The sequence below is a fragment of the Moraxella caprae DSM 19149 genome (genome assembly GCF_000426885.1).
Lineage (GTDB): Bacteria > Pseudomonadota > Gammaproteobacteria > Pseudomonadales > Moraxellaceae > Moraxella > Moraxella caprae.
Genome location: NZ_AUGF01000034.1, coordinates 1 through 22,978, shown reverse-complemented (window position 1 = coordinate 22,978; position 22,978 = coordinate 1). Strand labels below are relative to the sequence as shown.

27 protein-coding genes and 4 tRNA genes are annotated in these 22,978 nt (G+C 43.7%); 8 read left to right on the top strand and 23 right to left on the bottom strand.

Going from position 1 to position 22,978, the window contains the following annotated elements:
* From K941_RS0109275 to K941_RS0109250, 5 genes are all read left to right on the top strand, one after another.
* A partial coding sequence (locus K941_RS0109275; protein WP_029103399.1) for a transposase family protein occupies positions 1-359 on the top strand: 359 nt, incomplete at its 5' end.
* A 236-nt stretch (positions 360-595) separates the two neighbouring features.
* On the top strand, positions 596-3,175 hold the full coding sequence (gene pepN / locus K941_RS0109265; protein WP_029103398.1) for an aminopeptidase N: 2,580 nt from the start codon (positions 596-598) through the stop codon (positions 3,173-3,175).
* Positions 3,172-4,920 carry a tetratricopeptide repeat protein gene (locus tag K941_RS0109260; RefSeq protein ID WP_029103397.1) on the top strand — a complete coding sequence of 583 codons (1,749 nt, stop codon included), beginning with the start codon at positions 3,172-3,174 and terminating at the stop codon, positions 4,918-4,920. The genes pepN and K941_RS0109260 overlap by 4 nt, the downstream gene beginning before the upstream one ends.
* A 1-nt stretch (position 4,921) precedes the next feature.
* Complete coding sequence (locus K941_RS0109255; RefSeq protein ID WP_029103396.1) at positions 4,922-6,199, top strand: 3-deoxy-D-manno-octulosonic acid transferase; 1,278 nt, start codon at positions 4,922-4,924, stop codon at positions 6,197-6,199.
* Positions 6,196-6,909, top strand: coding sequence for a 16S rRNA (uracil(1498)-N(3))-methyltransferase (locus K941_RS0109250; protein WP_029103395.1), 714 nt, complete (start codon positions 6,196-6,198; stop codon positions 6,907-6,909). The genes K941_RS0109255 and K941_RS0109250 overlap by 4 nt, the downstream gene beginning before the upstream one ends.
* A 27-nt stretch (positions 6,910-6,936) precedes the next feature.
* On the opposite strand, the gene K941_RS15395 is transcribed toward K941_RS0109250, so the two are convergent.
* The 14 genes from K941_RS15395 to K941_RS17145 all read right to left on the bottom strand — a co-directional run bounded on the left by K941_RS15395 (position 6,937) and on the right by K941_RS17145 (position 15,937).
* A complete protein-coding gene (locus K941_RS15395; RefSeq protein WP_051225998.1) occupies positions 6,937-7,572 on the bottom strand; it encodes a DUF2062 domain-containing protein in 636 nt (211 codons plus the stop codon).
* 229 nt (positions 7,573-7,801) lie between these two features.
* Entirely contained in the window at positions 7,802-8,632 is an 831-nt protein-coding gene (locus tag K941_RS0109240; protein ID WP_029103394.1) for a tyrosine-type recombinase/integrase, read from the bottom strand.
* A 48-nt stretch (positions 8,633-8,680) separates the two neighbouring features.
* A complete protein-coding gene (gene nadS, locus K941_RS0109235) occupies positions 8,681-8,962 on the bottom strand; it encodes a NadS family protein (RefSeq protein WP_029103393.1) in 282 nt (93 codons plus the stop codon).
* Positions 8,955-9,284 (bottom strand): type II toxin-antitoxin system RelE/ParE family toxin, encoded by a 330-nt coding sequence (locus K941_RS0109230; protein ID WP_029103392.1) that lies wholly within the window; start codon positions 9,282-9,284, stop codon positions 8,955-8,957. The genes nadS and K941_RS0109230 overlap by 8 nt, the downstream gene beginning before the upstream one ends.
* Before the next feature lie 67 nt (positions 9,285-9,351).
* On the bottom strand, positions 9,352-10,755 hold the full coding sequence (locus tag K941_RS16455; RefSeq protein WP_051225996.1) for a zonular occludens toxin domain-containing protein: 1,404 nt from the start codon (positions 10,753-10,755) through the stop codon (positions 9,352-9,354).
* Between the two features lie 62 nt (positions 10,756-10,817).
* The gene (locus tag K941_RS0109220; protein WP_051225995.1) at positions 10,818-11,102 is read right to left on the bottom strand and encodes a DUF2523 family protein; all 285 of its coding nucleotides are present in this window, start codon (positions 11,100-11,102) and stop codon (positions 10,818-10,820) included.
* Positions 11,095-12,459 carry a hypothetical protein gene (locus K941_RS0109215; RefSeq protein WP_029103390.1) on the bottom strand — a complete coding sequence of 455 codons (1,365 nt, stop codon included), beginning with the start codon at positions 12,457-12,459 and terminating at the stop codon, positions 11,095-11,097. The genes K941_RS0109220 and K941_RS0109215 overlap by 8 nt, the downstream gene beginning before the upstream one ends.
* A 4-nt stretch (positions 12,460-12,463) precedes the next feature.
* The gene (locus tag K941_RS0109210; RefSeq protein WP_029103389.1) at positions 12,464-12,697 is read right to left on the bottom strand and encodes a hypothetical protein; all 234 of its coding nucleotides are present in this window, start codon (positions 12,695-12,697) and stop codon (positions 12,464-12,466) included.
* A 209-nt stretch (positions 12,698-12,906) separates the two neighbouring features.
* Complete coding sequence (locus tag K941_RS0109205) at positions 12,907-13,224, bottom strand: hypothetical protein (protein ID WP_029103388.1); 318 nt, start codon at positions 13,222-13,224, stop codon at positions 12,907-12,909.
* Positions 13,225-13,236: 12 nt separating this feature from the next.
* Positions 13,237-13,443 (bottom strand): hypothetical protein, encoded by a 207-nt coding sequence (locus K941_RS0109200; RefSeq protein WP_029103387.1) that lies wholly within the window; start codon positions 13,441-13,443, stop codon positions 13,237-13,239.
* Between the two features lie 18 nt (positions 13,444-13,461).
* Positions 13,462-13,764 (bottom strand): hypothetical protein, encoded by a 303-nt coding sequence (locus tag K941_RS0109195; protein WP_029103386.1) that lies wholly within the window; start codon positions 13,762-13,764, stop codon positions 13,462-13,464.
* Positions 13,765-13,786: 22 nt separating this feature from the next.
* Positions 13,787-15,136, bottom strand: a complete 1,350-nt coding sequence (locus K941_RS0109190) for a replication initiation factor domain-containing protein (protein ID WP_029103385.1) — start codon at positions 15,134-15,136, stop codon at positions 13,787-13,789.
* A 424-nt stretch (positions 15,137-15,560) separates the two neighbouring features.
* Positions 15,561-15,725, bottom strand: a complete 165-nt coding sequence (locus K941_RS17150; protein ID WP_156892318.1) for a hypothetical protein — start codon at positions 15,723-15,725, stop codon at positions 15,561-15,563.
* Positions 15,726-15,742: 17 nt separating this feature from the next.
* Positions 15,743-15,937, bottom strand: a complete 195-nt coding sequence (locus K941_RS17145) for a hypothetical protein (RefSeq protein ID WP_147287553.1) — start codon at positions 15,935-15,937, stop codon at positions 15,743-15,745.
* A gap of 149 nt (positions 15,938-16,086) precedes the next feature.
* Between K941_RS17145 and K941_RS17995 the strand changes: the two genes are divergently transcribed.
* Entirely contained in the window at positions 16,087-16,212 is a 126-nt protein-coding gene (locus K941_RS17995) for a hypothetical protein (RefSeq protein ID WP_265596823.1), read from the top strand.
* A gap of 421 nt (positions 16,213-16,633) precedes the next feature.
* Here the strand turns inward: K941_RS17995 and K941_RS0109175 are convergent.
* From K941_RS0109175 to K941_RS0109155, 5 genes are all read right to left on the bottom strand, one after another.
* Positions 16,634-16,709, bottom strand: a tRNA-Glu gene (locus tag K941_RS0109175).
* A 184-nt stretch (positions 16,710-16,893) separates the two neighbouring features.
* Positions 16,894-17,382 (bottom strand): YajQ family cyclic di-GMP-binding protein, encoded by a 489-nt coding sequence (locus K941_RS0109170; RefSeq protein WP_029103384.1) that lies wholly within the window; start codon positions 17,380-17,382, stop codon positions 16,894-16,896.
* 60 nt (positions 17,383-17,442) lie between these two features.
* Positions 17,443-18,096 (bottom strand): ribonuclease T, encoded by a 654-nt coding sequence (gene rnt / locus K941_RS0109165; RefSeq protein ID WP_051225994.1) that lies wholly within the window; start codon positions 18,094-18,096, stop codon positions 17,443-17,445.
* A complete protein-coding gene (gene pyrC / locus K941_RS0109160; protein ID WP_029103382.1) occupies positions 18,093-19,163 on the bottom strand; it encodes a dihydroorotase in 1,071 nt (356 codons plus the stop codon). Before pyrC ends, rnt begins: the two co-directional genes overlap by 4 nt.
* 220 nt (positions 19,164-19,383) lie before the next feature.
* A complete protein-coding gene (locus K941_RS0109155) occupies positions 19,384-19,836 on the bottom strand; it encodes a universal stress protein (RefSeq protein ID WP_029103381.1) in 453 nt (150 codons plus the stop codon).
* Between the two features lie 160 nt (positions 19,837-19,996).
* Here K941_RS0109155 and K941_RS0109150 point away from each other — a divergent pair, with 160 nt between their 5' ends.
* Positions 19,997-20,680, top strand: a complete 684-nt coding sequence (locus K941_RS0109150; RefSeq protein WP_029103380.1) for a hypothetical protein — start codon at positions 19,997-19,999, stop codon at positions 20,678-20,680.
* 163 nt (positions 20,681-20,843) lie between these two features.
* On the opposite strand, the gene K941_RS0109145 is transcribed toward K941_RS0109150, so the two are convergent.
* The 4 genes from K941_RS0109145 to K941_RS0109130 all read right to left on the bottom strand — a co-directional run bounded on the left by K941_RS0109145 (position 20,844) and on the right by K941_RS0109130 (position 21,588).
* A tRNA-His gene (locus K941_RS0109145) sits at positions 20,844-20,919 on the bottom strand.
* Positions 20,920-20,952: 33 nt separating this feature from the next.
* Positions 20,953-21,029 (bottom strand) — tRNA-Arg (locus K941_RS0109140).
* Positions 21,030-21,072: 43 nt separating this feature from the next.
* A tRNA-Pro gene (locus tag K941_RS0109135) sits at positions 21,073-21,149 on the bottom strand.
* Positions 21,150-21,282: 133 nt separating this feature from the next.
* Positions 21,283-21,588: a rhodanese-like domain-containing protein gene (locus tag K941_RS0109130; protein WP_029103379.1), complete on the bottom strand. Its 306-nt coding sequence runs from the start codon at positions 21,586-21,588 to the stop codon at positions 21,283-21,285.
* Between the two features lie 141 nt (positions 21,589-21,729).
* On the opposite strand from K941_RS0109130, the gene K941_RS15385 reads away from it, so the two are divergent.
* Complete coding sequence (locus tag K941_RS15385) at positions 21,730-22,761, top strand: Lnb N-terminal periplasmic domain-containing protein (protein ID WP_036388020.1); 1,032 nt, start codon at positions 21,730-21,732, stop codon at positions 22,759-22,761.
* Positions 22,762-22,978 lie beyond the last annotated feature (217 nt).

The window sequence follows — 22,978 nt, the reverse complement described above, 5'->3', positions numbered from 1 at the left end:
TCATCAATCACCACAAGGTCATCTTACAAGTAGATACCAGCATCATTCAAATGCATGACTTTAAGCTCTTTAAGCGAACAAACCCAAATTTAACAAATGCTAAGTTTATCCTAGCAGACAGTGGTTATCAAGGCATACAGCATTTATACAAGCAAGCCTTTACGCCACTAAAACAAACTAAGAAATATCCACTTGTACAAGAAGCCAAAGATTATAACGCATTATTGTCTAAAACACGGGTGAGAGTAGAACATATCTTTGCCAAGTTTAAGGCCTTTAAGATGTTTTCTACCACTTACCGAAAGTCATTAACAAGATTTGAACTTAGGGTAAAGCTCGTGTTTGGGTGGATTGGGTAGTTTTGCAGGAAGTCTAATGACAAAATTTGATGGGCTTAGCAAGTCATTTTAGGGTTGTTTTTGGGGTATTTGGGCGGAAAGGTTGGCTGTTTTTGGGGCTTTTTGATAAGCGGTAGCAAAATAAATGACCATATTGGTGATTTTGGGGGTGAGACGGTCTTTTTTTCATGGTAAAAATTTGATAGTATGGCGTGTTAATTTATCAATGTAAATCCAAACCTAAGCCAGGAAAAACCATGACCAGTAGCAATAAAGAACCCCAAAAAATCTACCTAAAAGACTACACGCCACCGACTTATCGTGTGGACGATATTTACCTAGACATTAAAGTATTTAACGACCACGCCACCGTATCTAGCGTGCTAAACATGAGCCGTGAGCATGACGGCAAACTTGTCCTGCTGGGGCGTGAGCTTGAACTGTTAAATATTAGCATCAATGACAAAGTGCTGACGGCTGATGATTATGCCTTAGATGACGAGAGCCTAACCATTCACAACGCCCCCGATACCGCCAAAGTCGCCATTGACGTAAAAATCACGCCCCAAACCAACACCGCCTTAGAAGGCTTGTATCAGTCGGGTACGGGCGATGAGCTGATGTTTGTTACCCAATGCGAACCAGAGGGCTTTCGTAAAATCACCTTTTTCCCTGACCGCCCTGATGTTTTGACCGAATACACGACCCGAGTGGAAGCGGACAAGCGTTTTCCTGTACTGCTTGCCAATGGTAATTTGATAGAAAAAGGCGACGTGGGCGATGACAGACATTTTGCCGTCTGGCATGACCCCACCAAAAAGCCAAGCTACCTGTTTGCGTGCGTGGTGGCGGATTTGGCGGTGATGAGTGACCATTACACGACCATTGAGGGGCGTGAAGTACTCCTAGAAATCTACGCCGTGCCTGCCGACATTGACAAATGCCACGTTGCCATGACCGCCCTAAAAGACGCCATGGCGTGGGACGAGGAGCATTATGGGCGAGCGTATGACCTTGATCGTTATATGATTGTCGCCACAGGGCAATTTAACATGGGGGCAATGGAAAATAAGGGCTTGAACATTTTTAACACGTCTTGCGTGTTATCTAGCCCAAAAACCACGACCGATGAGCGGAGCTTTCATGTCAAAGCGGTCATCGCCCACGAATATTTTCATAACTGGACGGGTAATCGCATTACCTGCCGTGATTGGTTTCAGTTGTGCCTAAAAGAAGGCTTTACCGTATTTAGAGACCAAAGTTTTTCATCAAGTCATCGCTCCCCTGCGGTGCAACGCATTGATGACGTGGGTTTTTTAAAGGCTCATCAGTTCAAAGAAGACGCAGGCGTGCTGGCTCACCCTGTGCGTCCTGACAGTTTTGTGGAGATTAACAACTTCTACACCGTTACCGTCTATGAAAAAGGGGCGGAGATTGTGCGTATGATAGCGACCTTGCTTGGCAAAGACAAATTCCGCCAAGGCACGGACGAATATTTTGCTCGCTATGACGGTCAAGCCGTTACCATTGAAGACTTTTTATCGGCGATGAGCGTGGGCGATGGCCGTGTGCTTGACTTTTTGGCGTGGTATACCCAAGCAGGTACGCCTGTGCTGACGGGCGGATTTGACGTGGCAGGCGACAGTGTCAAGCTGACATTTAGCCAACAAACTCGCCATGTGGCAGGATTTGATGAGCCAAAAGCCCTACCCATACCGATAGACGTGGCGATTTTTCATGGGGAGAGTGGGGAACTACTCGCCCAAGAGTTGCTACTTTTGACCAAAGACAGCGATATGTTTGGTTTTGACGGATTGGATTTGGGCGGGGTGCGTCCTGTGGTGTCGGTACTGCGTAATTTCTCCGCCCCTGTCAAGCTAGAATTTGATTATACCGATGAAGATTTGGTAAAAATCGTACAATTTGAAAACGAAGGCTTTAACCAATGGCAAGCGGTGCAAACGTTGGTGGGTAGACTGTTGTTTGGCAAATCGGACAATGTCGCCTTACTCACCGACACCTTAAAGCGGATCGTGCCAACGCTCATGCACAAAGACCCCATGCTGACCGCTCGCTTGTTTGATATGCCAAGCGAAAGCGAGCTTGCGGTGGCGTACGATAAGGACTACAATCCACAAGCGGTCAAGGCAACACGCACCGCCCTAAAAGAGCAAATCGCCCACGCCCTAGCCGACCATGTACAAGTGTGGTATGACTCCCTGCCTATCGTGCCGTATGAGGACACGCCTGACGCTCGTGGGGTGCGATTGCTTAGAAACGTGCTATTCAATCTAGCACTGACCGCCAAACTTGACATGACCGAACGCACCGAACGCCAGTACACCAACGCTACTTGTATGAGTGAACAGCTCGGAGCATTGGGGGCGATGATTGAGTTTGGTTTGCCCAATGCAGACGATTACACCGCTCAGTTTTATGAAGAATATCATGATAACGACCTTGTCATTGACTCATGGTTTAGCGTGCAAGCAGGGGCAGACAGCCGTGATGTGGCGTTTATCAAGGCTCTTATGGAACGGGCGGATTATGACTGGCAAACGCCAAACCGTGTGCGTACCACGCTTGGCGGATTGGCAAGCAAGCCCACTCAGCTCTGGACGAAAGACGGCATTTCGCTGTATCTGTCGGCAGTGGCTCGCTTAGACGTGATAAATCCTGTGCTAGCGTCTCGCTCCTTGTCCGCTCTGGCTCGCTGGTACACGCTATCGGGCGATGACAAAGAAATGGTTAAAGCAGAGCTTATCGCCTTACAGCAAAAAGCAAGCTCCAAAAACGTGCTTGAATTTTTAAATAATATGCTCGGGGATAAAGCATGAGTGTTGCCCCATTTGTGTGGTTTGAGTTTGATAAAGAAGTGCATGAGCTGTGGCAGGGCATGAGTGTGACGGGCAAACGCTTTGCCTATCATCAGCGACTGTCTGCACTCATCGCTCAGCAGACGGCATTCAAGGCGGATTTGGACAGTCTTAAACTGCTGGATGTATTCTTATCAGCGGTCAAATCAGACTTAGCAGGCAAGAGTGTGAGCGAAGCTCGTGTGCTATCTCATGATGACTTTGCTCGGCTCATCATCATCTTGGCGTATCATGTCGTGCAGGTGATAAAGCAAGAGCTTGCCCAATCGGTGGTTAAGCCTACCGTGAATATCTACACCGCCCAAGGGTTTAGCCGTGTCTATGCTCGCCTGTTCTCGCAGATGGGGGCAGACCCCCAAAGTCAGATGACAGCTGAACAGTTGCAGGGCTTTTATTATGGCATGGGCGTATTGTGTCAAGGCGTGGGGCGGGCAGGGCAAGCGGTGGCGGATAGGTTGTTTATCCTGCCTGTCATCGGGGCAAGGCTGTTTGGCACGATTGACCGCACCTTTGTGGCAGGTCTTGATGATGACGGGCAAGGCGTGGGCGTGGCAGAGGACAGCCTGTATTGGGCGGTGCATGATTTTATCAGTCGTTTTAAACAGTTGCAACACGACCCAACTGCCGATGATAAAGCGGAGCAGTTATTTAGTGAACAACCGCTGTTTTTAAAGCAAGCAGATAAGTCAGTGCAAGCGGTTGATGAGCAAGACGAGCGGAATGAGCAAGCTATTTTACAAAATGGTTTGCAATATGGTTTACAAAACCACTTGCCACGTGACGGGCAAGATAATGGGCAAAATAATTTAAATAACGACCTGCAAAATCATTCAATAAACCCTTTGACAAACGATGGGCAAAATGATTTAACAAGTTTGCATAATCAAACCATGGTGGATGAACAACCAATCAGCCATAGCCTAGCCCCAGTTGTGCAAGATATGCAAACCTTGCAATCTGCCCAGTCTGCCAGTCAAGCTCATGTTGCAAGCCCAAACACACCACATCAAGCCAAAAGTCCGAACCAATCCAATACCATAAACTTGCCCCCGTCCGCCTATAAACAAAGGGCGAGAGCGTCGCACACGCCCAAGCTCTTTGATGAAGCGTACCAAGATTTGCTCAATATCAATACCCCGAGCGATGCCGTGAGTGAGTACCAAAAGGCGACAGCAGTACTGACCAAATTTGATGCTTTTATCGATGCCAAAATCGCCGAAGGTAAGCAGATGGATGAGATTGTGTTTAATGACAAGCAGGCGCAGGCACGCAAACAGGCACTTGCCTTACTGGTGGGACTGGTCAAGCAGGGCAATCCGTCTGCCATGCTTCGCCTAGCCCTGTACTATTTTAGTGGGCGTGGCGTGGGCGTGGACATCAATAAAGCGGTCATGCTTACCAAACGCTCTGCCGAGATGGGCGATATCCGAGCCCAAAAACTGCTTAGCCGTCTGTATTATCAAGGCTTTGCCCCTAATGATGGTGGTATGGCGATGGACGTGAGCATGGGCGAACATTGGCTTCGCAAATCAGCCGATGGCGGGCATCCCGAAGCCAAAAAAGTCTGTGCTTACATGAATCAAGTGGAACTTCTAAAAAGTGACTACCGCACCGAGATGGTCTCCGACAAGCGTTATGGCATGCTGTTCATCGCTGTGGGCGTGGGGTCGGTATTGTTATTTATCTTGCTTAGCGTGATGTTCTGACATGCGTCCTCCCCTATATTATCGCCTTGCCATTACCGCCCTAAAACCGCTTTATCGCTTGTTTTTGGCGTGCAAAAAAGCTAACCTGCCCCATTATGAGCGTGAGATTGCCGAGCGGTTCGGGCAGGGTTATTTGCCTATTAGTCATGATAAGCCCGTCATTTGGTGTCATGCCGTGTCGTTGGGCGAGCTAAACACCGCCTATCCGCTACTTAGACGTATGCTGGCTGATGGCTATCATCTGTGGATAACCAGTACCACGCAGACGGGATTTAACCGTGCTAAGATGCTTTTTAAAGATGAACTGGGCAAATCGGTACAGCACAGCTTTGCCCCTGTCGATGATGTGGCGGTATTGGGGCGGTTTTTGGTACACATCCGCCCTTCGATGGTGGTGTTTGTTGAGACCGAACTGTGGGCAAATACCTTATCGGTATTGGCAAAGCAGGGCATACCGAGTGTTATGGCAAATGCCCGCCTTACCCAAAAATCCTTTGATAGCTATGCCAAATTCAAAGGGCTTAGCCAAAGCATGATGGCAAATTTATCCCTCATCATCGCCCAAGATGAGCAAAGTTATCGCAACTTCATCGTACTTGGGGCAAACCCAAATAAAGTCAAGCAGGCATATTCTCTAAAATGGAGCGGTCAGATTGGCAAAGCTCAAACCCTTGATAACTTTAACAATCTTACCGACTTTACCGATTTTGTCAAAAACCGTCCCATTTGGGTCATGGCAAGCACGCACGAGGGCGAGGAGCGGTTGGCGTTGGAAACCCATAAGCGATTGCTTGCTGTTTTCCCCAATCTACTGCTTATTCTGGTGCCACGCCACCCCGAACGCTTTGATGAGGTTGCAAGCCTTTGCACACAGTTTGTTTATCACAGACGCAGCCTAGGTGAGTCGATAGTCGATAGTACGCAGGTGTATCTGGCGGACAGCATGGGCGAGCTGATGGTATGGTATGAGCTGTCCGATGTGGCGGTGGTGGGCGGTTCGTTTGTGGATAAGGGTGGTCATAACCCCATTGAGCCTGTGAGCCTTGCCACGCCTGTCATCATGGGGCGGTATGTCAAAAACTGTGCCGAGATTGTGCGTGATTTTGCCGATGTGGGCGTACTCATGCAAAGCGATGATGACGGATTGTATGATAATATCAAAGCATGGCTTGATAATCCTGCCCTTGCCAAAGAAGCAGGCGAGCGTGGGCAAAGACTGGTACAAGAGCGGGCAGGGGCGGACAAGGTGCAGTTTGATATGATAAGGAAATTGTTATGAATGTCATTATCCTGCCCCTGTCCGCCTTTGACGATACCGCCGCCACGATTGACAATGCCGAACAGCTTAACCACATCAAAACGGTGTTAAAGGCAAGCGTTGGCGACACCCTAAAAATCGGCAAATTGGGCGACAAAATGGGCGTGGGGCAAATTGCTCATATAGATGATAAAGTGTGCCTTTTGGAAAATGTCCGCCTAGACACCAACCCACCGCCCAAACTTGGCGTAACCGTCATGCTCGCCTTGCCACGCCCTAAGGTGCTAAGACGGCTGATTATGGACATGACGGCGTTTGGGGTTCATCATATTATTCTTATCAATTCTGTTCGTACCGACAAAAGCTATTGGGGCTCGCCCCTGCTTGCTCGTCTTGATGAGTTTGTGCTAGAAGGGCTGCAACAAGGCGTGGATAGCGTGCCACCTGCCATTACTCTTGCCAAACGCTTTAAGCCCTTTGTGCAGGATACATTACCTAGCTTGATAAATAACAAATCCGCCCTTGTCTTTCACCCTTATGCTGATACCAGTTTTAAGGAGTTTATCCACCACAACCCCCTGCCTGACATGATAATCATCGGAGCAGAAGGGGGGTTTGTGCCGTACGAGATTGAGCTTTTGGCAAGTGTGGGCGTGCGTGCGGTGTCGCTTGGCGAGCGGATTTTGCGAACTGAGAGTGCGGTCAATGCAACCCTTGGGCGCTGGGTGTAATGATGTAAAGCGTTGATTAAAAAATGCTTAAATAGAAAAATCATCAGAGCCGATATTTTTTGCCTGCTCTCTGGCTTTATGTCCTTTTTGAGTGCGAAATTTAGGAGCGGTGGCGTTATAGCCTTGTCGTTTTTGCCAATCATTGGCGATGCGATACTGCCAAAATATGCGAAAGGCAATGCCCAATACGACACTGGTAATCATGCCACACACCAGCAGCCCCCACGCAAATGCCTTAAAGGAAAACACCGAGTGCATCTCAAAAGGATTGCCACCGTTGCCAGTTACCCATAGTGTCAAGTCCGACACAATCAGCCCCATGCCCCGAATGCCAATGATAGGCTCGCCCAGTAGCATTGCCCCCACCGAATACGCCAACCAAAAAATCGGAATGGTCGTCAAAGGGTTGGTAATCCATGTCAAGGCGACACTCATCGGCACATTGGCACGAAAGAGTAACGCCCCAATCAGGGCAAGGGGCATCTGACCAGGTAGGGGGAAAAAGGCACACAGCACGCCCACATACACCGCTCGGGTTAGGGCGTTGCGGTTTAACTGCCATAGACGTGGGTCAGCCAAAAACGGAGCGAACAGGCTTATCATGCGGTTTTCACGCAATTTTTCGGGAGTGGGGAGCCAGTTTTTGAGCTTTTGTTTTGGCATGAAAGGTGTTGATGAATAAATGGAAATGGCAAATTATAGCAAATTTATAAGAGACAATGTTGTTGTAATTTTGCAAATTTAAAAGGTGTTTTTGGTGAACATTGAATGAATGACTGGATAAAATAAAATCCCCAAGTGATGACTTGGGGATTTAAAATATTGGCACTCCATAGGGGATTCGAACCCCTGTTACCGCCGTGAAAGGGCGTTTTTTATTTTTAAGTACCTATTACCCAAAATTAGGCAGGGATTTTACCACGTCTTGCAGATTGTTTCTACCCAAATGGGCGTATTTTTGCGTGGTTTTGATGTCAGAATGTCCCAGCAGTTGCATGACGTGATAAATGGGCGTACCTTGCTGAACAAGCACACTTGCGAAAGTATGGCGTAAATCATGTATGCGTACTTGTCCAATGTCAGCACGCTCCACCGCCTTTTTAAAAGCAGATTGGAACGTTACACGGCGTTGCCCTGTCTGTTCATTATAAAATACCCACTCACTAGGATTATTATGTTTTAAGGCTTGTAGGGATTGCACAGCAGAATCATTTAACGGTTTATGTATCGTCTTACGGTTTTTTGATAGGCTGTTAAGCACAGTCAAATAACGCTGTTCCAAATGTACATTTCTCCATTCAAGTTTTAAAAGTTCCCCACGTCTGCAACCTGTATTAAGCAATAGATTAATGAAATGGTAAAGTAAATCATTGCCATTGTAGCCCTTGGCATGGGTTAAGAGGTCTTGGCATTGTCTAACCGTCAGATAGCAGGGTATAAACTCTTCTTCAAACAGCTTAAATCCATTAAGCGGATTTTTAATTTGTTCATCGTGGTGTTTGTTGTAGAAATTAACGGCACTGCGAACAATGGTAAGCTCACGATTGATTGTAGCGTTTTTTACGCCTTGGAGCGTGCGATAAGTACAGTAATCGGTGATGGTGTTGATGGTTAGTGATTTACCGCCAAAAAAATCAAAATGACATAGTTTGTCATCATAATTTACGCCCGTCATGTCAAGCGAGTTTTTGACATAGAAGTCAATAATTGCAAGTAGATTCATGATTTAACCTGTTTTACGGTGCGACATTACACCGCAAAACAGAATAAGTTAAGCCATGCTAATTAAATCAGGGTTTTTGTCAAGTAATCTAATTAGGGTAATGGCTGGACCTGTTGGCGTTCTAATGCCCTGTTCCCAGTTTTTAAGCGTTTTAGGGCTTATGTGTAGCTTCTGGGCGAACTGGGTTTGTGATAGCCCTGTTTTTGCCCGAATATCTTTGATGTTTGGGCGTTCATAAGTGAATGTACGACTTGGGACTACTTCGCCCTTTGTAATGGCAATGGCTTCATTCATAGAAGCAACAATATCATCAAATAACTGCTTATCCATTTTTAAGCTCCTGTTTTAGCATGGTGATAAGGGTTTTAAAAACCGTTTTTTCAGCATTAGTAATATTATCTTTGACGGATTTTGGATAAACCGCAAACAGATAGATGCGACCAAATTCATCTGTATAATAATATAAGATTCTAACACCGCTACTCTTGCCACTGTTACGACCAAAACGAATCTTTCTAAGTCCGCCAGTACCTTGGATTAAATCCCCTTTTTGTGGGTCATTTAACAGCTCATTTTGAATCTTGCGATATTCATCATCATCAAATAATTCTTTAATGGCTTTTGTAAAAATACTGGTTTCAATAAAGGTCAATAACTGCATTTGTAGCTCCTAATTTGATGATATTATATACCCCATTGGGGTATAAGTCAAGAGCTGATTAAGATGGATTAAAAATAGGTTCTGTCTTTGATTTATCAGCAAATAAATACTCTTCGGTACTTGTGATTCCTTGTGTTGTTTGCTGTTGCTGTGGGGTTTGTTGCTCGTCTGCTGTTGGTTCTGCTTGCGTTGGTTGTGCCGTTGCAGTGGTGTTATTTGTAAACTGTTTGGCTTTTGGCATGGCACCCATGGACAAATCCAGGCATTGCACTTGTGTAACATTAAGCTTGTCACCATATTTATTAAAAGCCATGCACTTTTTGCCATTGGTGACTACTTGGGCGGGGCGGATGTTGTCATGGTTAAATTCTACATGAAAATCATTTAAATACTTCGCTGTCTTCTCTTCTATGGTTTGTGGCTTGATAATAATGCGTTCATTCTCACGAGGCTGATTGGGGTTATTGTCTGTTTCTAACGTGGAATCAGGGGCAATGGGGTTAGCTATCAATTCTTGATTTTCAGTTGGTTTTTGTTTTTCAAGCTCATCGGCTGGATTAGTGCCACCAACGCTAAACAGAGCATATAAAGCAAGACATAAACCGCCAAAGAAAAACGACCCAATAATAAGCAAACGCTTAATGGGTAAACGTGCCTTAGCGGTGTTAATCGTGGTTGATTTGTAGAGCTTAAAAATGCTCACAGGGGGATTGAAAGTAAATGAGTTTTCCGCCCGTAACCTAACTGTCATGGCATTAGGGTTTGATTCAAAGTTGCCATACTGATAAATTTTAGATTGCCAGCCAAAAGGGTTAGTAACGTGATAATGGGCATGTACAAGGTCTTTGATGAGTACATGCAGATTGCCAGCCGATTGAGTAATAAAGTAAAAATCAAAGCCCCGATGACGATGTACAGATAACTCTTGTACAACGGGGTGTGATTTATCTTTGGTATCTCGATAAGGGTAAACCAACTGTATTTCATCAATGACAACAACAGAGCCATCTGGGCATTTTCGCCAGTCTTCTTCTAAGTCTCTTACATAGTCAATTTTTAAAGCTCGGATATTGGTGTAAATGGTACGAACTGGATAAAAATACTGTAACCCCAAATCACCATGTAACTCTTGAATGCGTTCAATAGTGTTATTAAAATCCGTGCTACGCTTAAAATAGTAGTCTGGGCGTAAGTGGTCAAAATCATCATTAGCTAAGAATGAATAATAATCTTTGTCTAAAACTTCAATTTCATTTCTTAGTGTGTTGCCAGTGCCTACTTCTTTGGTAAGATATGTTAATTCATTTAACATGTCTTTTTGGTTAAGCACGTCTAAATTATGGGCATAAATTTTGGCATTTTTAGGGATATTAACTTTATTTTCGTTTTCTATTTTTAGGAGTGTTGCAACGCAAAAGGCGGTTTTTTTCGCCCCTGGGTTGCCAGTGATTAGGTATATCATAATTTTGTCCGATAAAAATTATTGTCGGCGTTGGCGTCGTCATTCTTCCTAGCCAACGCCTTTTAGTCCTTGAGTCTTTGCAGGGTGAGTTGTGAGCCTGAATAGGCATATTTGGTAACGATTGCCCCAAGCACGCAACTAACGTAGTAATCCAAGGCGGCAATGTCAGCTAAGGCGACGGCAAGGGGTGGAAGTCTGGTTACGGCATCTTGCATGTTTTCAATGATTTTGTTCAAAACAATCATCATGGTGCCACTGGTGCCAAGCGTTAAGCCAGCACCAATCAAAGCCCTTTTGATAAAACCTGATGCAAAAGAATCTAACAAATCATGTAATGTTTCAAACATTTTCTCTATTACCCCCTAAAATATAAATTGCGTGTAATGGTCCTAAAACATAAACAATAGGTTCTACCCAGTCATCCAAGAATGCACATAATTTGGGGGTATCTAGCAATACAAAGTCATAATCAATCGTCCCCATAAAACCAGCGTCCAATGAGATATCTATTTCATACGGAGCGGGGCAGGTGCCTGTAAATTCTACTTTGGTGTTGGGCTTGTCTTCTTTATCTTCTTTAATCTTTACCTTATCGTCTTCATCATCATAATCACCGCTTTTTGACCAATCTAAGAAGCTACAAATTTTTTTTGTTAAGTCGGTTGTGCCACACTTGTAAGGGTCTTCTTCATCTTCTTTTTTAGTTACAGTATCTTTGTTAGTTGTATCGCCTTCTTTGTTTGAGTTGTCTTCTTCTTCATTTTTGATTGTCATGTTACAAGCTATGTACTTGCCCGTTGATTGTTCAATTGTGCAGTTTCTTTCGTTAACGTCGTCAATGTCATATTTTTTATCTTTGATATCTTGCTCAATTTCTTTGGAGATTTCATTACAAGCGTTAGACTCACAATACTTGTCTATGTTCGTTTCTTTGTTAATTTCATCACCGTAATAATGATTGTTATTAATGATGATATCGTCATACTTTGTGTTATAGTAGTTTTTGATGTCGTCATCGTCCATTTTTTCAGCGATTTTTTTGGCTAAATCAGTTAATTCTTTGTCAGATATTTTTCTGTCGTCATCGTCTAAACCACCGCATTTAACCCATACTTGTACATAATATTGAGCTCCGCCAGAGTATAAGTGTGCTCCTGTTTCTGCATAAGTTGACTTTGTATTCATACCAAATTGTCCATGATAATAAACCCAATCTTTATAGCCTTTATTTGATGATGATATAGCACTTTTAGCCCTTTTTTCGAGAACTTCATAAGCGTCATCTACTGGGATGTATTGTGTAGTAATACCTCCTTGTGTTACTGTTCTTTTTTGCGAAGATAGAAAAGCGCTTAGCGTTTGTTTATCATCGCCAAAGCGAGCAACACACTGACCGTCTGAGTCGTCTTTGCGTTCAACATCGCAACTGGTTACATCGCAGATAATCTCGTAAGCGTCGCCGATTTTGTCTTTGCATTTTTTTTGGTTTTTTTTGCACCAATCCCAAGCAAAAGTACCAGCAGTAACGGTGGCACCGACAGGAGTAGCAATTTTTTTGGCAAAACCCGCCCCAGTCTTGATTAATGCCCCGCCTTTTTTGCCGATTTGTACTATTTGCCCCTTAGCTGGAAGCATGGACGCATAAGCACTATAAGCAGGGGTAAAAATCATTAAGACCGATAAAGTGATGGGCATGATACGCATTTTTTTATCTCAATAAAATTAAATCAAAAAGAAAGTAAATAAAACAACCAAGAAGAGAATAGATTATAAAAGCAAACCAAAAATAAGCTATTTTTTCCAAATTCTCTTTTAGTAAATCATATTCTTCATTTTCTAAATTATTTAATGCTTTATAAGCCATAAAAGTAGAATATAAAAAGTGACAAAGCAAAAAGAAAAAAGCAAAAAATAAATAAAATAAAAAATCAATCTTATCCATAATAAAAACCTATTGCAAAAAATTAAATTCTAACGATTTTAAATTGTTTTTGCAATAGGTATTTAACGTAGTGAGTATGCAACGACAATTAGGGCGATGATGACCATTAGAAATGGCATGAAATGTAGTAGGGTAGCGTTCATAATGTTTTGTTGATATATGGAATAATTACACGTCCGTTAGTGTAATTATTTAGTGGATTGGTGCTATTAAGCACGACGGACACCACCTTTAAGCATGGTATAACCCTTAAAGCCACCGACAACAGTTAGACCGATACCAAGGACACCAAAGGCAGCCTTACCACCTTCTCTCATGTATTTGACAGCTTTATCTGATAAGTCAGATAAATCAAGCCCAGTTAAGTCAGAAGTACCGTCATTTGCCATGGCTTCGGGGGCTAGTAGCATTGTGCCAGCGACTACTGCGGTTGTGATTGTTGCTTTGTTTGTTGCCAAGTATTTGGCAGTACCTTTGTACTGTTTGGCTTTGTAAGCCACGGTTTGTTTTAAATCTTGAATGTTCATAGAACAGTCCTTTTATGCTGTTTTTATCGCCTTGACTAACATCATATAAATAACAATGGCGGAAAAAAACAATACTAAAATACCACCTATCTCATAGACCTGACTTTGGGTTAAAGGTATAAAATCAGGCTTGGTTTGATAGGCGACCCACTTTTTACAGTCTGTACCGCCGAGCATTGTTGTACCAAGTTCAGCACAAACATAAACTTGTTCAGTCATGACTGCAAAAATCCTTTGTTAGACAATCTTTGACTTGTCGTTTAAATTTGTGATTGGTACAACATCATTTACGACCAGTTGGACGGTTTTGCCGTTGGTAACGGTTTCTAAGTCAATGTTTGCCAAGAATGGAAATGATAGTTTGTTGATTTTTTCAAAGTTTGAACTATCGCCCCAAGCGTATTCAGCCACGCCGAATCCTGCTTGGTCAATGGTCTCTTTCATTTTGGTTTGCACATAAATTTTAGTGCTATTGTAGGCTTTGCCGTTGTCTAACGTGCCTTGGGAGCGTTTAACTCCAAGAATGGTTACTTGTTGCATGATTTTTCCTTTACGCCTATTACTAATGACCAATGTTTGGCGTGTAAAAACATTGGGTTTTGTTTGTTAATGTTGATACAAAATAATTCATTACTTCGTCTTCATCACGTCTTAACTTCTGTTCACGTTGCAACTGCTTTTGTGCTTGACGTTTTTTAATTGACTGATAGTAAGTATTTTCTACGTATTCTTTTTCAAACTCGTTAATAGCTTTTAACTTGTCTTTGTCTGACAACGAAAAATAATGGGACGGTAAACGAAGTCTTTTTGGGTAGTAGTCTTCTTTTTTGTCCGTGACTAGCATGTCACATACTTTTTGGGTATCGTATAATTGCCCAGATTCAAAAATTTCCAAAAACACTTTTAGGTGCTTGCCAAACTGGTGCTTAAAAATCTCTTTTACTTTGAACAAGCTAATTTTGGCAGACTTCTCAAGCGTGGTAAAACGGTTGCATGGAATGCTTGATTTGTCTGCCTTATGCTTTTTTGCGAGCTGTACCAAGTCGTCACAATAGGGGTATGCACCGCAGTAATACTCAGTTGGCTTTAACAGCACATCAAACGGTATTTCACGTAACGTGGTTGCATGTACTTCAATTTCAGAGCGAAACCACGGCGAATCCTTGTCGCCAAGCTGTTTGCCCTTTTCGTAACATCTGGCACACTTGCCATTGGTACGGCTACCGATATTAAGCGTTAGCCCCTTGCCATTGGGGTCGTTGTGCTTATATTCCCCATGTATCACACAGGCAGGGCGGTTACGAGCCTTTGGCAATACAAAGCGGTCTAGGCTCTCTTGTTCGTTTGCCCAATCAAAATCCGAGTATGCCCCATCATAATCATCATGGGCTAAGTCTATGCGTGAGATTTTGCCCGATACGGCGGTATGGGCTAAAAACTCATATACCTTTGTTTCCCACCCCTTTTGTGCAAAGTGGCAACCCATGCCCGTGAGTGAGAACAAAACCTTGTGGTTTTGGCTTGCTCCGCCCATTCCAACGTTTAAAAGCACGTCGCCTTGTTCCGACAGCACTATATAACAATCCCTGAATCCGTGAATGCCCGAGCCTTTGGGGGTTAACTTGAACCTGTCGCCAAAAAGTTTGCGTACTTCGTACTGAATACGGTCAAGGATGACTTCTTTAAACTCTATCTCATCTGTAAGGGTGCGGACATCTTCGCCGAACTTCTCAATTTCGGGCTTGATGAATGTGTCCACCGACACAGTCATGTTTAAAAAGTCAATGATGACATATTCGCCCTTTACGGGCAGTCTTGCCATCTGCTGTTTGGGCTTGCCTGATTCGTCCAAATAAACTTCGTTGGCGAGCCTGTTCGCCTTTTCAAAAAGGGTATTGGATTTAGTTCGCATAAATCACCTTAATCGGGTTATATCTTGTTTAACTGTGAGCCACTGCAAGTGGGGAAATTTGTTTACGCCGTGTTACAATACGGCTCCCCCATTGCTTAGTGGGTAACAAATTATCGGGGGTCTGTCCTAGGTTTGGGCTTTTGGGCTTGAACGGATGCGGGTTTATCCACAATCCGCCTAATCACTTACCCACAATTATTGCCCACAGGGTTGTCCACAATCGACCGCCGTTAGTCTGTCCGTAACTTGTCATTGGTTGCTGGGCGGTCTTCATGTGGATAACCCTGCAAGCCCCTTACGGGGTGGACAAAATTGTGGATAAGTGGGCGGAATGTGGATAATTCCCTATCCGTTCAATCCGTTATTATTGGTTTTTTAATTTTTTAACTGGGTAGGATAATGGCAAGTCCTTTTGTGATTCGTGCTACAAATAAATCGGGCTATCGGTTGTCTCACTGCCAAAGATTTCTAGAAATCTCACCAAATTGTCCTTGTCTTTAATGCTTAGGGCAAAATCAAGGTGCTTATGGTCAAACAGTGCGTAACGTGTTACTTTTTTATCGTGGTCATCAAATACGGAGATAATCACTTAGACGCTTACATCTGTCATGGGTTAGTCCCCATGCGAGCGGGTGTAAAAAAATCCGCCCCAACCCCTTGGGGGTTGTGCGAACAGGCGGAAAAAGGGTAGCCCCCATCTTGCGAGCCTGACTCATTGGTCGGGGTGTCGCAAGAAACGGACTGGGGACAAACTGGTGAGTCATCAAACTGATGGTCGTAGATTATGAATAGGTTTGTCATGTTTCGCTCCGTTAACGAAATTTGGCAGTGTTGAGAAGACAGTTAAAAACTACTATAATCAGTAATTAACAACTGCCTAAGCCATGTTACCAGCATACTTAGGCTTGCAAATCCAAAATGCCAATTCCCAACAACAAAACAGGAGTTCTATGGAACTTGATTATTTACCAGCTATTAACCTAGTAAAATTATCCGCTTTTATTGCACTTGCCATTTTAGCTTTTGCACTTATCGTCCAAATCATCAAAAAAATTTGGCGGAAGTTTGGAGGATAGTTGTTAAAGCGTTTTGGGATTTATCCCAAATACCGATATTTGTGTGGTATAATCCTAAGTAACCGAATTTGGTAACTAACCAAAATTGGTTAGTAAAATTGTTAAAAAATAACCAAGTTTGGTTAGCCGTATACTAACCAAAATTGGTTAGCAAGTCAAGGGGGTTTTTATGAAAATTTCAAAATTAATTGATGATGCCGTAGAAAAGGCAGGTTCACAACAGAACCTAGCTAAAGCATTAGGCATTAAGTATATTACTAGATTTGGTGATTATAAGGCGGGGCGTAGAGTGCCAGATGATATGCTAATTGGTGAGCTTGCGGAATATGTAGGCTTAAACCCTATTGATACAATCTTGCAATGCAAGCTAGAAACAGTAGGCGATGAAAAAGCCACGCTCCTAAGAACGTGGCTTGAAAATTGGCACTCCATAGGGGATTCGAACCCCTGTTACCGCCGTGAAAGGGCGGTGTCCTAGGCCTCTAGACGAATGGAGCACAAGGACGTAAAACTGATTACTTGCTAATTTAGCGATAATCGCTTTACCAGCTTTTGAACGCTTTCACCGTGTCTCTCAAAAGTGGGGCTATTATAGCAGATTATTTTTGTCCGTCAAGCAGGATTTTTAAAAATTTTAATAAAGTTTATAACTTGATGAATTTTAATAAATTTTTAAAATTATCAATCTTTAAAATTATTAAATTGCAGTGGCATGCCAAACGATTTTTCTTTTAAAAACGCCATACACGCTTGCAAATTGTCCTTTTTCTTGTCGGACACACGGATTTTATCGCCTTGAATGCTTGCCGAGACTTTCAAATCGCTCTCTTTGATTGCCTTGCTGATTTTTTTGGCGGTGTCTGAGTCTAGTCCGTCTTTTAGGTTGATGACTTGCTTGGTGTGTTTGCCTGACCCTGCTTTGTCCTGTGGGTCTAGGCTTTGCAAATCCACGCCACGCTTGATGAGCTGTTTTTCAAAAATAGCATAGACGTTGTCTGCTTGCAGTTCGTTGTCGCAGGTGATGGTGACGGTTTTGGCTTTGTCGTTTAGCTCCACTGTAATCATGCTACCTTTAAAGTCAAAACGTGTGGCAATTTCTTTGTCGGTGTTGCCAATGGCGTTACGCACTTCTTGGATGTTTAATTCTGAAACGATGTCAAATGACGGCATGGTTTTTCCTTATTAAAGTTAAAAATATTAAATTGGTAAGGTTTTGATTTTGAATAAATTTCACTCCCCCTTAATGTCAAGCATGCCCATTTCATTAAAAATCTGACAAAACAGTTCGGCGGTTTTTTGGGTGTCGTAAAGTGCCGAATGGGCGTGGGTGTTGTCAAATTCAATCCCTGCCATCAGGCAAGTTTTGGCAAGCACCGTATGTCCATACGCCAACGCTGATAGACTGGCGGTATCCAGTACGCTAAATGCGTGAAAGGGCGACTGGTTTTTTGAATTGGTGCGGGCGATGACGGCATTTAAAAAACCCAAATCAAAATGAGCATTATGCCCCACCAAAATACACTGGCGACAGCCGTGAGCGTTTTTGGTCTCTTTTAGGGATTTAAAAATCTGGCGGATTGCCTTTTTTTCGTCTTGGGCGATGGCTTTGCGAAAGGGGCTATCGGGGTTAATACCTGTAAATTCTAGGGCGGACGGTTCCAAATTTGCCCCGACAAACGGCTCAATGTGGGCGTTTAACGCCTCGCCTTGATAGAGTTTGCCGTCATCATTCATTAAAATGGGAATACAGGCGATTTCAAGCAAAGCGTCCGTTTGGGCGTTAAATCCTGCCGTCTCTACGTCCACAACGACAGGCATAAAGCCCCGAAAGCGTTTGGCAAGTGGGCTTTTGTCGTCTTTGGGTGTTTGGTTTGTCTCGCTCATGATTGTACCGACCATGCCAAGGTTTGCCCTGATAGTAGGGGAGTTAGACTTTTGCCGTCAAGATAGGGGTAGCCCTCAGGCACGCTCATGTCCGATTTGACAAGGGTAATGGTACTGGTATTGATAGGCAGTCCGTAGAATTTTGCCCCAAAACGGCTTGCAAAATTTTCTAATTTATCCAACGCTCCCACGCTCTCAAAAGCGGTGGCATACAGGGGTAGGGCGTGGGGAGCAGAATAGCACCCTGCACAGCCACAGGCGGACTCTTTGATGTGGGTGGCGTGGGGGGCAGAGTCCGTGCCTAAGAAAAATTTGGGGTTGCCAGAGGTGGCGACTTCCAACAGGCGTTTTTGGTGGTCGGCACGTTTTAGGATTGGTAAGCAATAAAAGTGCGGTTTGACTCCGCCCACCAGCATATGATTGCGGTTGAATAATAGGTGCTGTGGCGTGATGGTTGCCCCCACGTTGTCTGCTTGGGCAAGGCAAAAATCGGCAGCGTCTCTTGTAGTGATATGCTCCATGACAATGCGAAGTTCGGGGAAATTTTTGATAATCACAGACAAAATCTCATCCAAAAACCGCTTTTCACGGTCAAAAATATCCACGTCATGATGCGTAACTTCACCATGTACAAGGAGCGGAATGCCGTGCTTTTGCATACTTTCAAACACGCCCGCCCGCCCCAAGATGTCAGTAACGCCGTCTGACGAATTGGTGGTCGCCCCCGCAGGATAGAGCTTGACGGCTTGTACGATGCCTGAGACTTTGGCACGGGCAATCTCATCGGCTGTGGTGTGGTCGGTCAAGTATAAGACCATGCGTGGGTCAAACTCAGCCTTACGCTGGCTTGGAATATCCGCCTTATCAAGGGCGGTCAAAATCCGCTCACGGTAGAGGGTCGCTTGTTCGGTCGTCTTGACAGGTGGCACAAGGTTTGGCATGCAGATGACACGGTTAAAGCTCATGCAAGCGTGCGGTACGGTCGTGGCAAGAGCGTCATTATCACGCAGATGAATGTGCCAGTCGTCTGGCTGGATAAGGGTGAGAGTTTGGGGGGTGTTGGTCATGGCGGTTGGCTGGTTGTGGTAAAGCTACTATTTTAAGGGTTGGGGGGATTTTGTCAAGTTTTATGGGAAAAAGCTGAAAAATAAACCCAAAAAAGTGATAATGGGAAGGGGTGTTTTAAAGGGGTTGTAGAAAATTTGGATGAATAAGCATTTTTAAAAATGGCACAAAAAATAAGGGCAAACCTGAATTTGCCCTTATTGATAAATATTTTGATATAGTTTAATCAATTGAACCCAACTGTACCACAAGCAAATCAGCGTCCACATCGGGCAAAATGCTGTCGGCGGTTGCTCCTGCCAACCATGCTGATAGCCCTGTACGCTTGTGGCGACCGATGACGACTAAGTCAATGGCATGGGTGTTGCAGTAATCCACGATGCCTTTACGTCCTGAGATGGCGGTTTTGATTTTGGCGTTGTGGGCGTGTAGGTTGTTGCGTGCCAACACCTCGGCAAGACGAGTGCGAGCCACTTGGCAACGCTCATCATCTATCTCTTCGTGCAGGGCGGAGGCAGGGATTAGCTCATAACCGAAGCCGAGCATGGTCTCTTCGACCACGTGTAGCACAGACAGCTGAGCAGATGGCGATGAATCCAAAATCCATTTGGCTTTACTGGCGACAATGTCGGTGTCGTCATTTAAGTCGGTAACAAGTAACACGTGCTGATACATGGCAAACTCCTTAATAAAGGTGTGAAAAGGATACCGCTTAGTTGTTAAATAACAGTATAGCAAAATCCCCCATGAATGCAAGGGATATTTTGGGTAGATTTTGGGATAATTTTGCTAAAATTTGATAAAATAGAAATAAGCCCTTTTTGATGTTCCTGCCATGAAAAACCCAACCAGTCGCAATGCCAACAGAATGATAGATGTGATTTTTGTTCACCCTAAACACCGCAGTTATGTCATTTGGCATGATGGCGTGTTTTATCAGCTCACACGCATGAACCTGACCCAAAAAGCGTGGGATAGGCGAGCGGTGTATGATGGCTTGTTAGATGAGATTTTTGTGGCAAAGGAATCGTGTGAGCAGGGTGAGACGGATGAGCGCGCTTGGCAAGAGTTGGGCTTGAACGTCGTAAAACTGCCTGATGAGCTACACAGCATTACCGCCAGCAAGTTTTTGGCGTGGTGGACGGTCAATCGCTACGGCTTTTGGCATGCCAAAGACGCCAGAGATGTTAGCGACAAGGACATGCAAAATCTGCCTGAGCCAACGGCAGAGCAAAAACCACAGCAAAAAATACAGCAAGAAGTGGGGGCAGAGCAACAGGTAAGTGCTAGCACCACCCAACAATCTGCTATGGATAACAAGGCTAGTAAAAATGGCGACGTGATGGATAATGCCGTGCAGACCAACCAAGCCAACCAAGCATTGACAGAACAGACACAAATGCAGGTATCGCCAAAATCCACTCATAAGCCTCATAAACCATTAGAACAGTTGTCAGGCGATGATATTTTTGATGCCCTGCTTGATGATTTGGTGGATGAAGTTAGTCATTTAAGATAAGTAGTAAAAGACAGGTGCGACCAAAGAGCTTTTAAAGTTGTCATAAATTTAATAATATGTAGATGTAGGGACGTGCTGAGCACGTCCTTTTTATTAGATGGGTATGGGCGAAAAATAAAAAGGCGAGATGCAAAAAAACCACCCAATTGGGTGGTTTTGAATATGGGGTGAGTAATGGGACTTGAACCCACGACAACCGGAATCACAATCCGGGGCTCTACCAACTGAGCTATACCCACCATGATGAGATGTGCCATTCATAATCAGGCAAATGGCGCGCCTGGCAGGATTCGAACCTGCGACCACCCGCTTAGAAGGCGGATGCTCTATCCAACTGAGCTACAGGCGCTCAACTTACGATACTAACAAAAAAAGCCCAAACAGGCCTTAAATGGTCGGGGCGGAGGGATTTGAACCCCCGACCCTCTGCTCCCAAAGCAGATGCGCTACCAAGCTGCGCTACGCCCCGATTTACCAATTTGCGATGTGTCATCGCTGTTAGTGGTGCGTATTATAGCGTAAATTTGGGTGGTGTCAATCATTTATTTCAAAAAATTTTAAAAATTTTTGTAAGATATTGATTTTAAACATTTTTTAATTAATCAATTTTCAATGAGTGTCCAGCCTAATGCCTTGGCTCCACGAGTGCCACCTGTCAGATGGATATAGGTACGGCTCGGGTCAAGGCTCTCTAACAGCTCACACGCACGCCCTGCCTTGGTGCCACCGCCACACAATACATACACGTCGCCTGTGGTCTGGGCGAGTGTCTCGGCATTGATATGCTCAATCGGCACATTGATGGCATGGGCGATATGCCCTGCCTGATAACTGTCAGTATCTCGTACGTCCCAAATGGTCAATTTTTCATCAGGGGCGAAATCAGCGATGGCTTGGGTTTTTATCATGAGAATTTTCCAAATAAAATAAATGCAAGTTTAGCAAATTTGGGGTATGATAGCAACATCTCGTTTTTATTATCATCTCATAACACCGCTTAATTTTACTATTTACCACAGCCATTTTATAAAAAATGTTAAGGACAAACCATGACCAAACTTTTTATGTTATATGCTTTTATGATTATTTTATTGGCGATATGGACGTGTTTGGCATTGTGGGTGCATATGCCTTTGGGTAAATTAACGTATATTATCATTGGCTTTATTTTATTATTATCCATCATTGCAATTTTACCTGATGGTTATATTGAAAAATTTGCCAATCAGTTTATTGTTGATAAATTAAGTTATTATTCTATACGCATTTTTGGATTGGTTGTTGGTATTGTGCTTGCTTGGTTTTTTAGCATGAAGCCCAGCAATGACAGAGTGTGGCAAAATGAATTTCGTCATCAATTTACTTATACTCAAAATAATAACATCATTACCATAAATAACGTGCGTGATTTTGATTGGCATGGCGACACTTATACCGAGCGTTGGGATACTCGCACTTATAATCTCAATCACCTATCAAGCCTTGATATGATTAGCACGACATGGGGTAATGACAACATCGCTCATATTATGGTGTCGTTTGGCTTTGATGATGGGGCAGGTAATACCGACAGGCTTGTTTTTTCGGTGGAGACAAGAGAAGAGGTTGGCGAGGAATTTTCAACGATTGGCGGATTTTTTAGAATGTATGATTTGTCCATCATTGCAGGCGATGAGCGGGATTTGATTTATACCCGCACCAATATCAGAAATGAGCAGGTGTCCGTTTATCCTATTTTATATGATAAAGAGAAAATAAAAAATCTGTTTTTGACCTATTTGGATTATGGCCATCGTTTAAATGACACACCTAAATTTTATCACTCGTTATTTAGTAACTGTACCACGGTTATTTATAAAATGGCAAGTCAGATTGATGATGTGCCGATGGATTATCGCATTATCGTTTCGGGCAGATTGGCGGATTATTTGTATGATAAAGGAGTGATTGATAATAAGCATGAGTTGACCGTTTGGAAAAAGAGTGCCTTTACCAATCCCAAGGTGGCTCATTTAGGTAATCAGGGCAATATTTCATCGCAAGAATATTCGGCGTTGATTAGAAAAGAGTTGCCACATTAATTACAAAAAACGATTTGCCAAATCAAAAAGAAAATGGGTAAGTGTTTATCTTACCCATTTTTACAAAAACAGTCGGCATTGTTAAATCAAAATACATACCTCAAACTACCATTCCACTTAGCAAACAGTAAGCTCAGTGTATTTTCTATCATCTTTTGGCATTTAGAATAGCATTTGGTTTTACGTTTAAACCTTGCGGTAAAATGCCTAATCAGAC

Coding starts and splice junctions, on each gene's coding strand:
- pepN (WP_029103398.1), top strand. CDS start 596: ATGACCAGTAGCAATAAAGAACCCCAAAAAATCTACCTAAAAGACTAC.
- K941_RS0109260 (WP_029103397.1), top strand. CDS start 3,172: ATGAGTGTTGCCCCATTTGTGTGGTTTGAGTTTGATAAAGAAGTGCAT.
- K941_RS0109255 (WP_029103396.1), top strand. CDS start 4,922: ATGCGTCCTCCCCTATATTATCGCCTTGCCATTACCGCCCTAAAACCG.
- K941_RS0109250 (WP_029103395.1), top strand. CDS start 6,196: ATGAATGTCATTATCCTGCCCCTGTCCGCCTTTGACGATACCGCCGCC.
- K941_RS15395 (WP_051225998.1), bottom strand. CDS start 7,572: ATGCCAAAACAAAAGCTCAAAAACTGGCTCCCCACTCCCGAAAAATTG.
- K941_RS0109240 (WP_029103394.1), bottom strand. CDS start 8,632: ATGAATCTACTTGCAATTATTGACTTCTATGTCAAAAACTCGCTTGAC.
- nadS (WP_029103393.1), bottom strand. CDS start 8,962: ATGGATAAGCAGTTATTTGATGATATTGTTGCTTCTATGAATGAAGCC.
- K941_RS16455 (WP_051225996.1), bottom strand. CDS start 10,755: ATGATATACCTAATCACTGGCAACCCAGGGGCGAAAAAAACCGCCTTT.
- K941_RS0109220 (WP_051225995.1), bottom strand. CDS start 11,102: ATGTTTGAAACATTACATGATTTGTTAGATTCTTTTGCATCAGGTTTT.
- K941_RS0109215 (WP_029103390.1), bottom strand. CDS start 12,459: ATGCGTATCATGCCCATCACTTTATCGGTCTTAATGATTTTTACCCCT.
- K941_RS0109210 (WP_029103389.1), bottom strand. CDS start 12,697: ATGGATAAGATTGATTTTTTATTTTATTTATTTTTTGCTTTTTTCTTT.
- K941_RS0109205 (WP_029103388.1), bottom strand. CDS start 13,224: ATGAACATTCAAGATTTAAAACAAACCGTGGCTTACAAAGCCAAACAG.
- K941_RS0109200 (WP_029103387.1), bottom strand. CDS start 13,443: ATGACTGAACAAGTTTATGTTTGTGCTGAACTTGGTACAACAATGCTC.
- K941_RS0109195 (WP_029103386.1), bottom strand. CDS start 13,764: ATGCAACAAGTAACCATTCTTGGAGTTAAACGCTCCCAAGGCACGTTA.
- K941_RS0109190 (WP_029103385.1), bottom strand. CDS start 15,136: ATGCGAACTAAATCCAATACCCTTTTTGAAAAGGCGAACAGGCTCGCC.
- K941_RS17145 (WP_147287553.1), bottom strand. CDS start 15,937: ATGACAAACCTATTCATAATCTACGACCATCAGTTTGATGACTCACCA.
- K941_RS17995 (WP_265596823.1), top strand. CDS start 16,087: ATGGAACTTGATTATTTACCAGCTATTAACCTAGTAAAATTATCCGCT.
- K941_RS0109170 (WP_029103384.1), bottom strand. CDS start 17,382: ATGCCGTCATTTGACATCGTTTCAGAATTAAACATCCAAGAAGTGCGT.
- rnt (WP_051225994.1), bottom strand. CDS start 18,096: ATGAGCGAGACAAACCAAACACCCAAAGACGACAAAAGCCCACTTGCC.
- pyrC (WP_029103382.1), bottom strand. CDS start 19,163: ATGACCAACACCCCCCAAACTCTCACCCTTATCCAGCCAGACGACTGG.
- K941_RS0109155 (WP_029103381.1), bottom strand. CDS start 19,836: ATGTATCAGCACGTGTTACTTGTTACCGACTTAAATGACGACACCGAC.
- K941_RS0109150 (WP_029103380.1), top strand. CDS start 19,997: ATGAAAAACCCAACCAGTCGCAATGCCAACAGAATGATAGATGTGATT.
- K941_RS0109130 (WP_029103379.1), bottom strand. CDS start 21,588: ATGATAAAAACCCAAGCCATCGCTGATTTCGCCCCTGATGAAAAATTG.
- K941_RS15385 (WP_036388020.1), top strand. CDS start 21,730: ATGACCAAACTTTTTATGTTATATGCTTTTATGATTATTTTATTGGCG.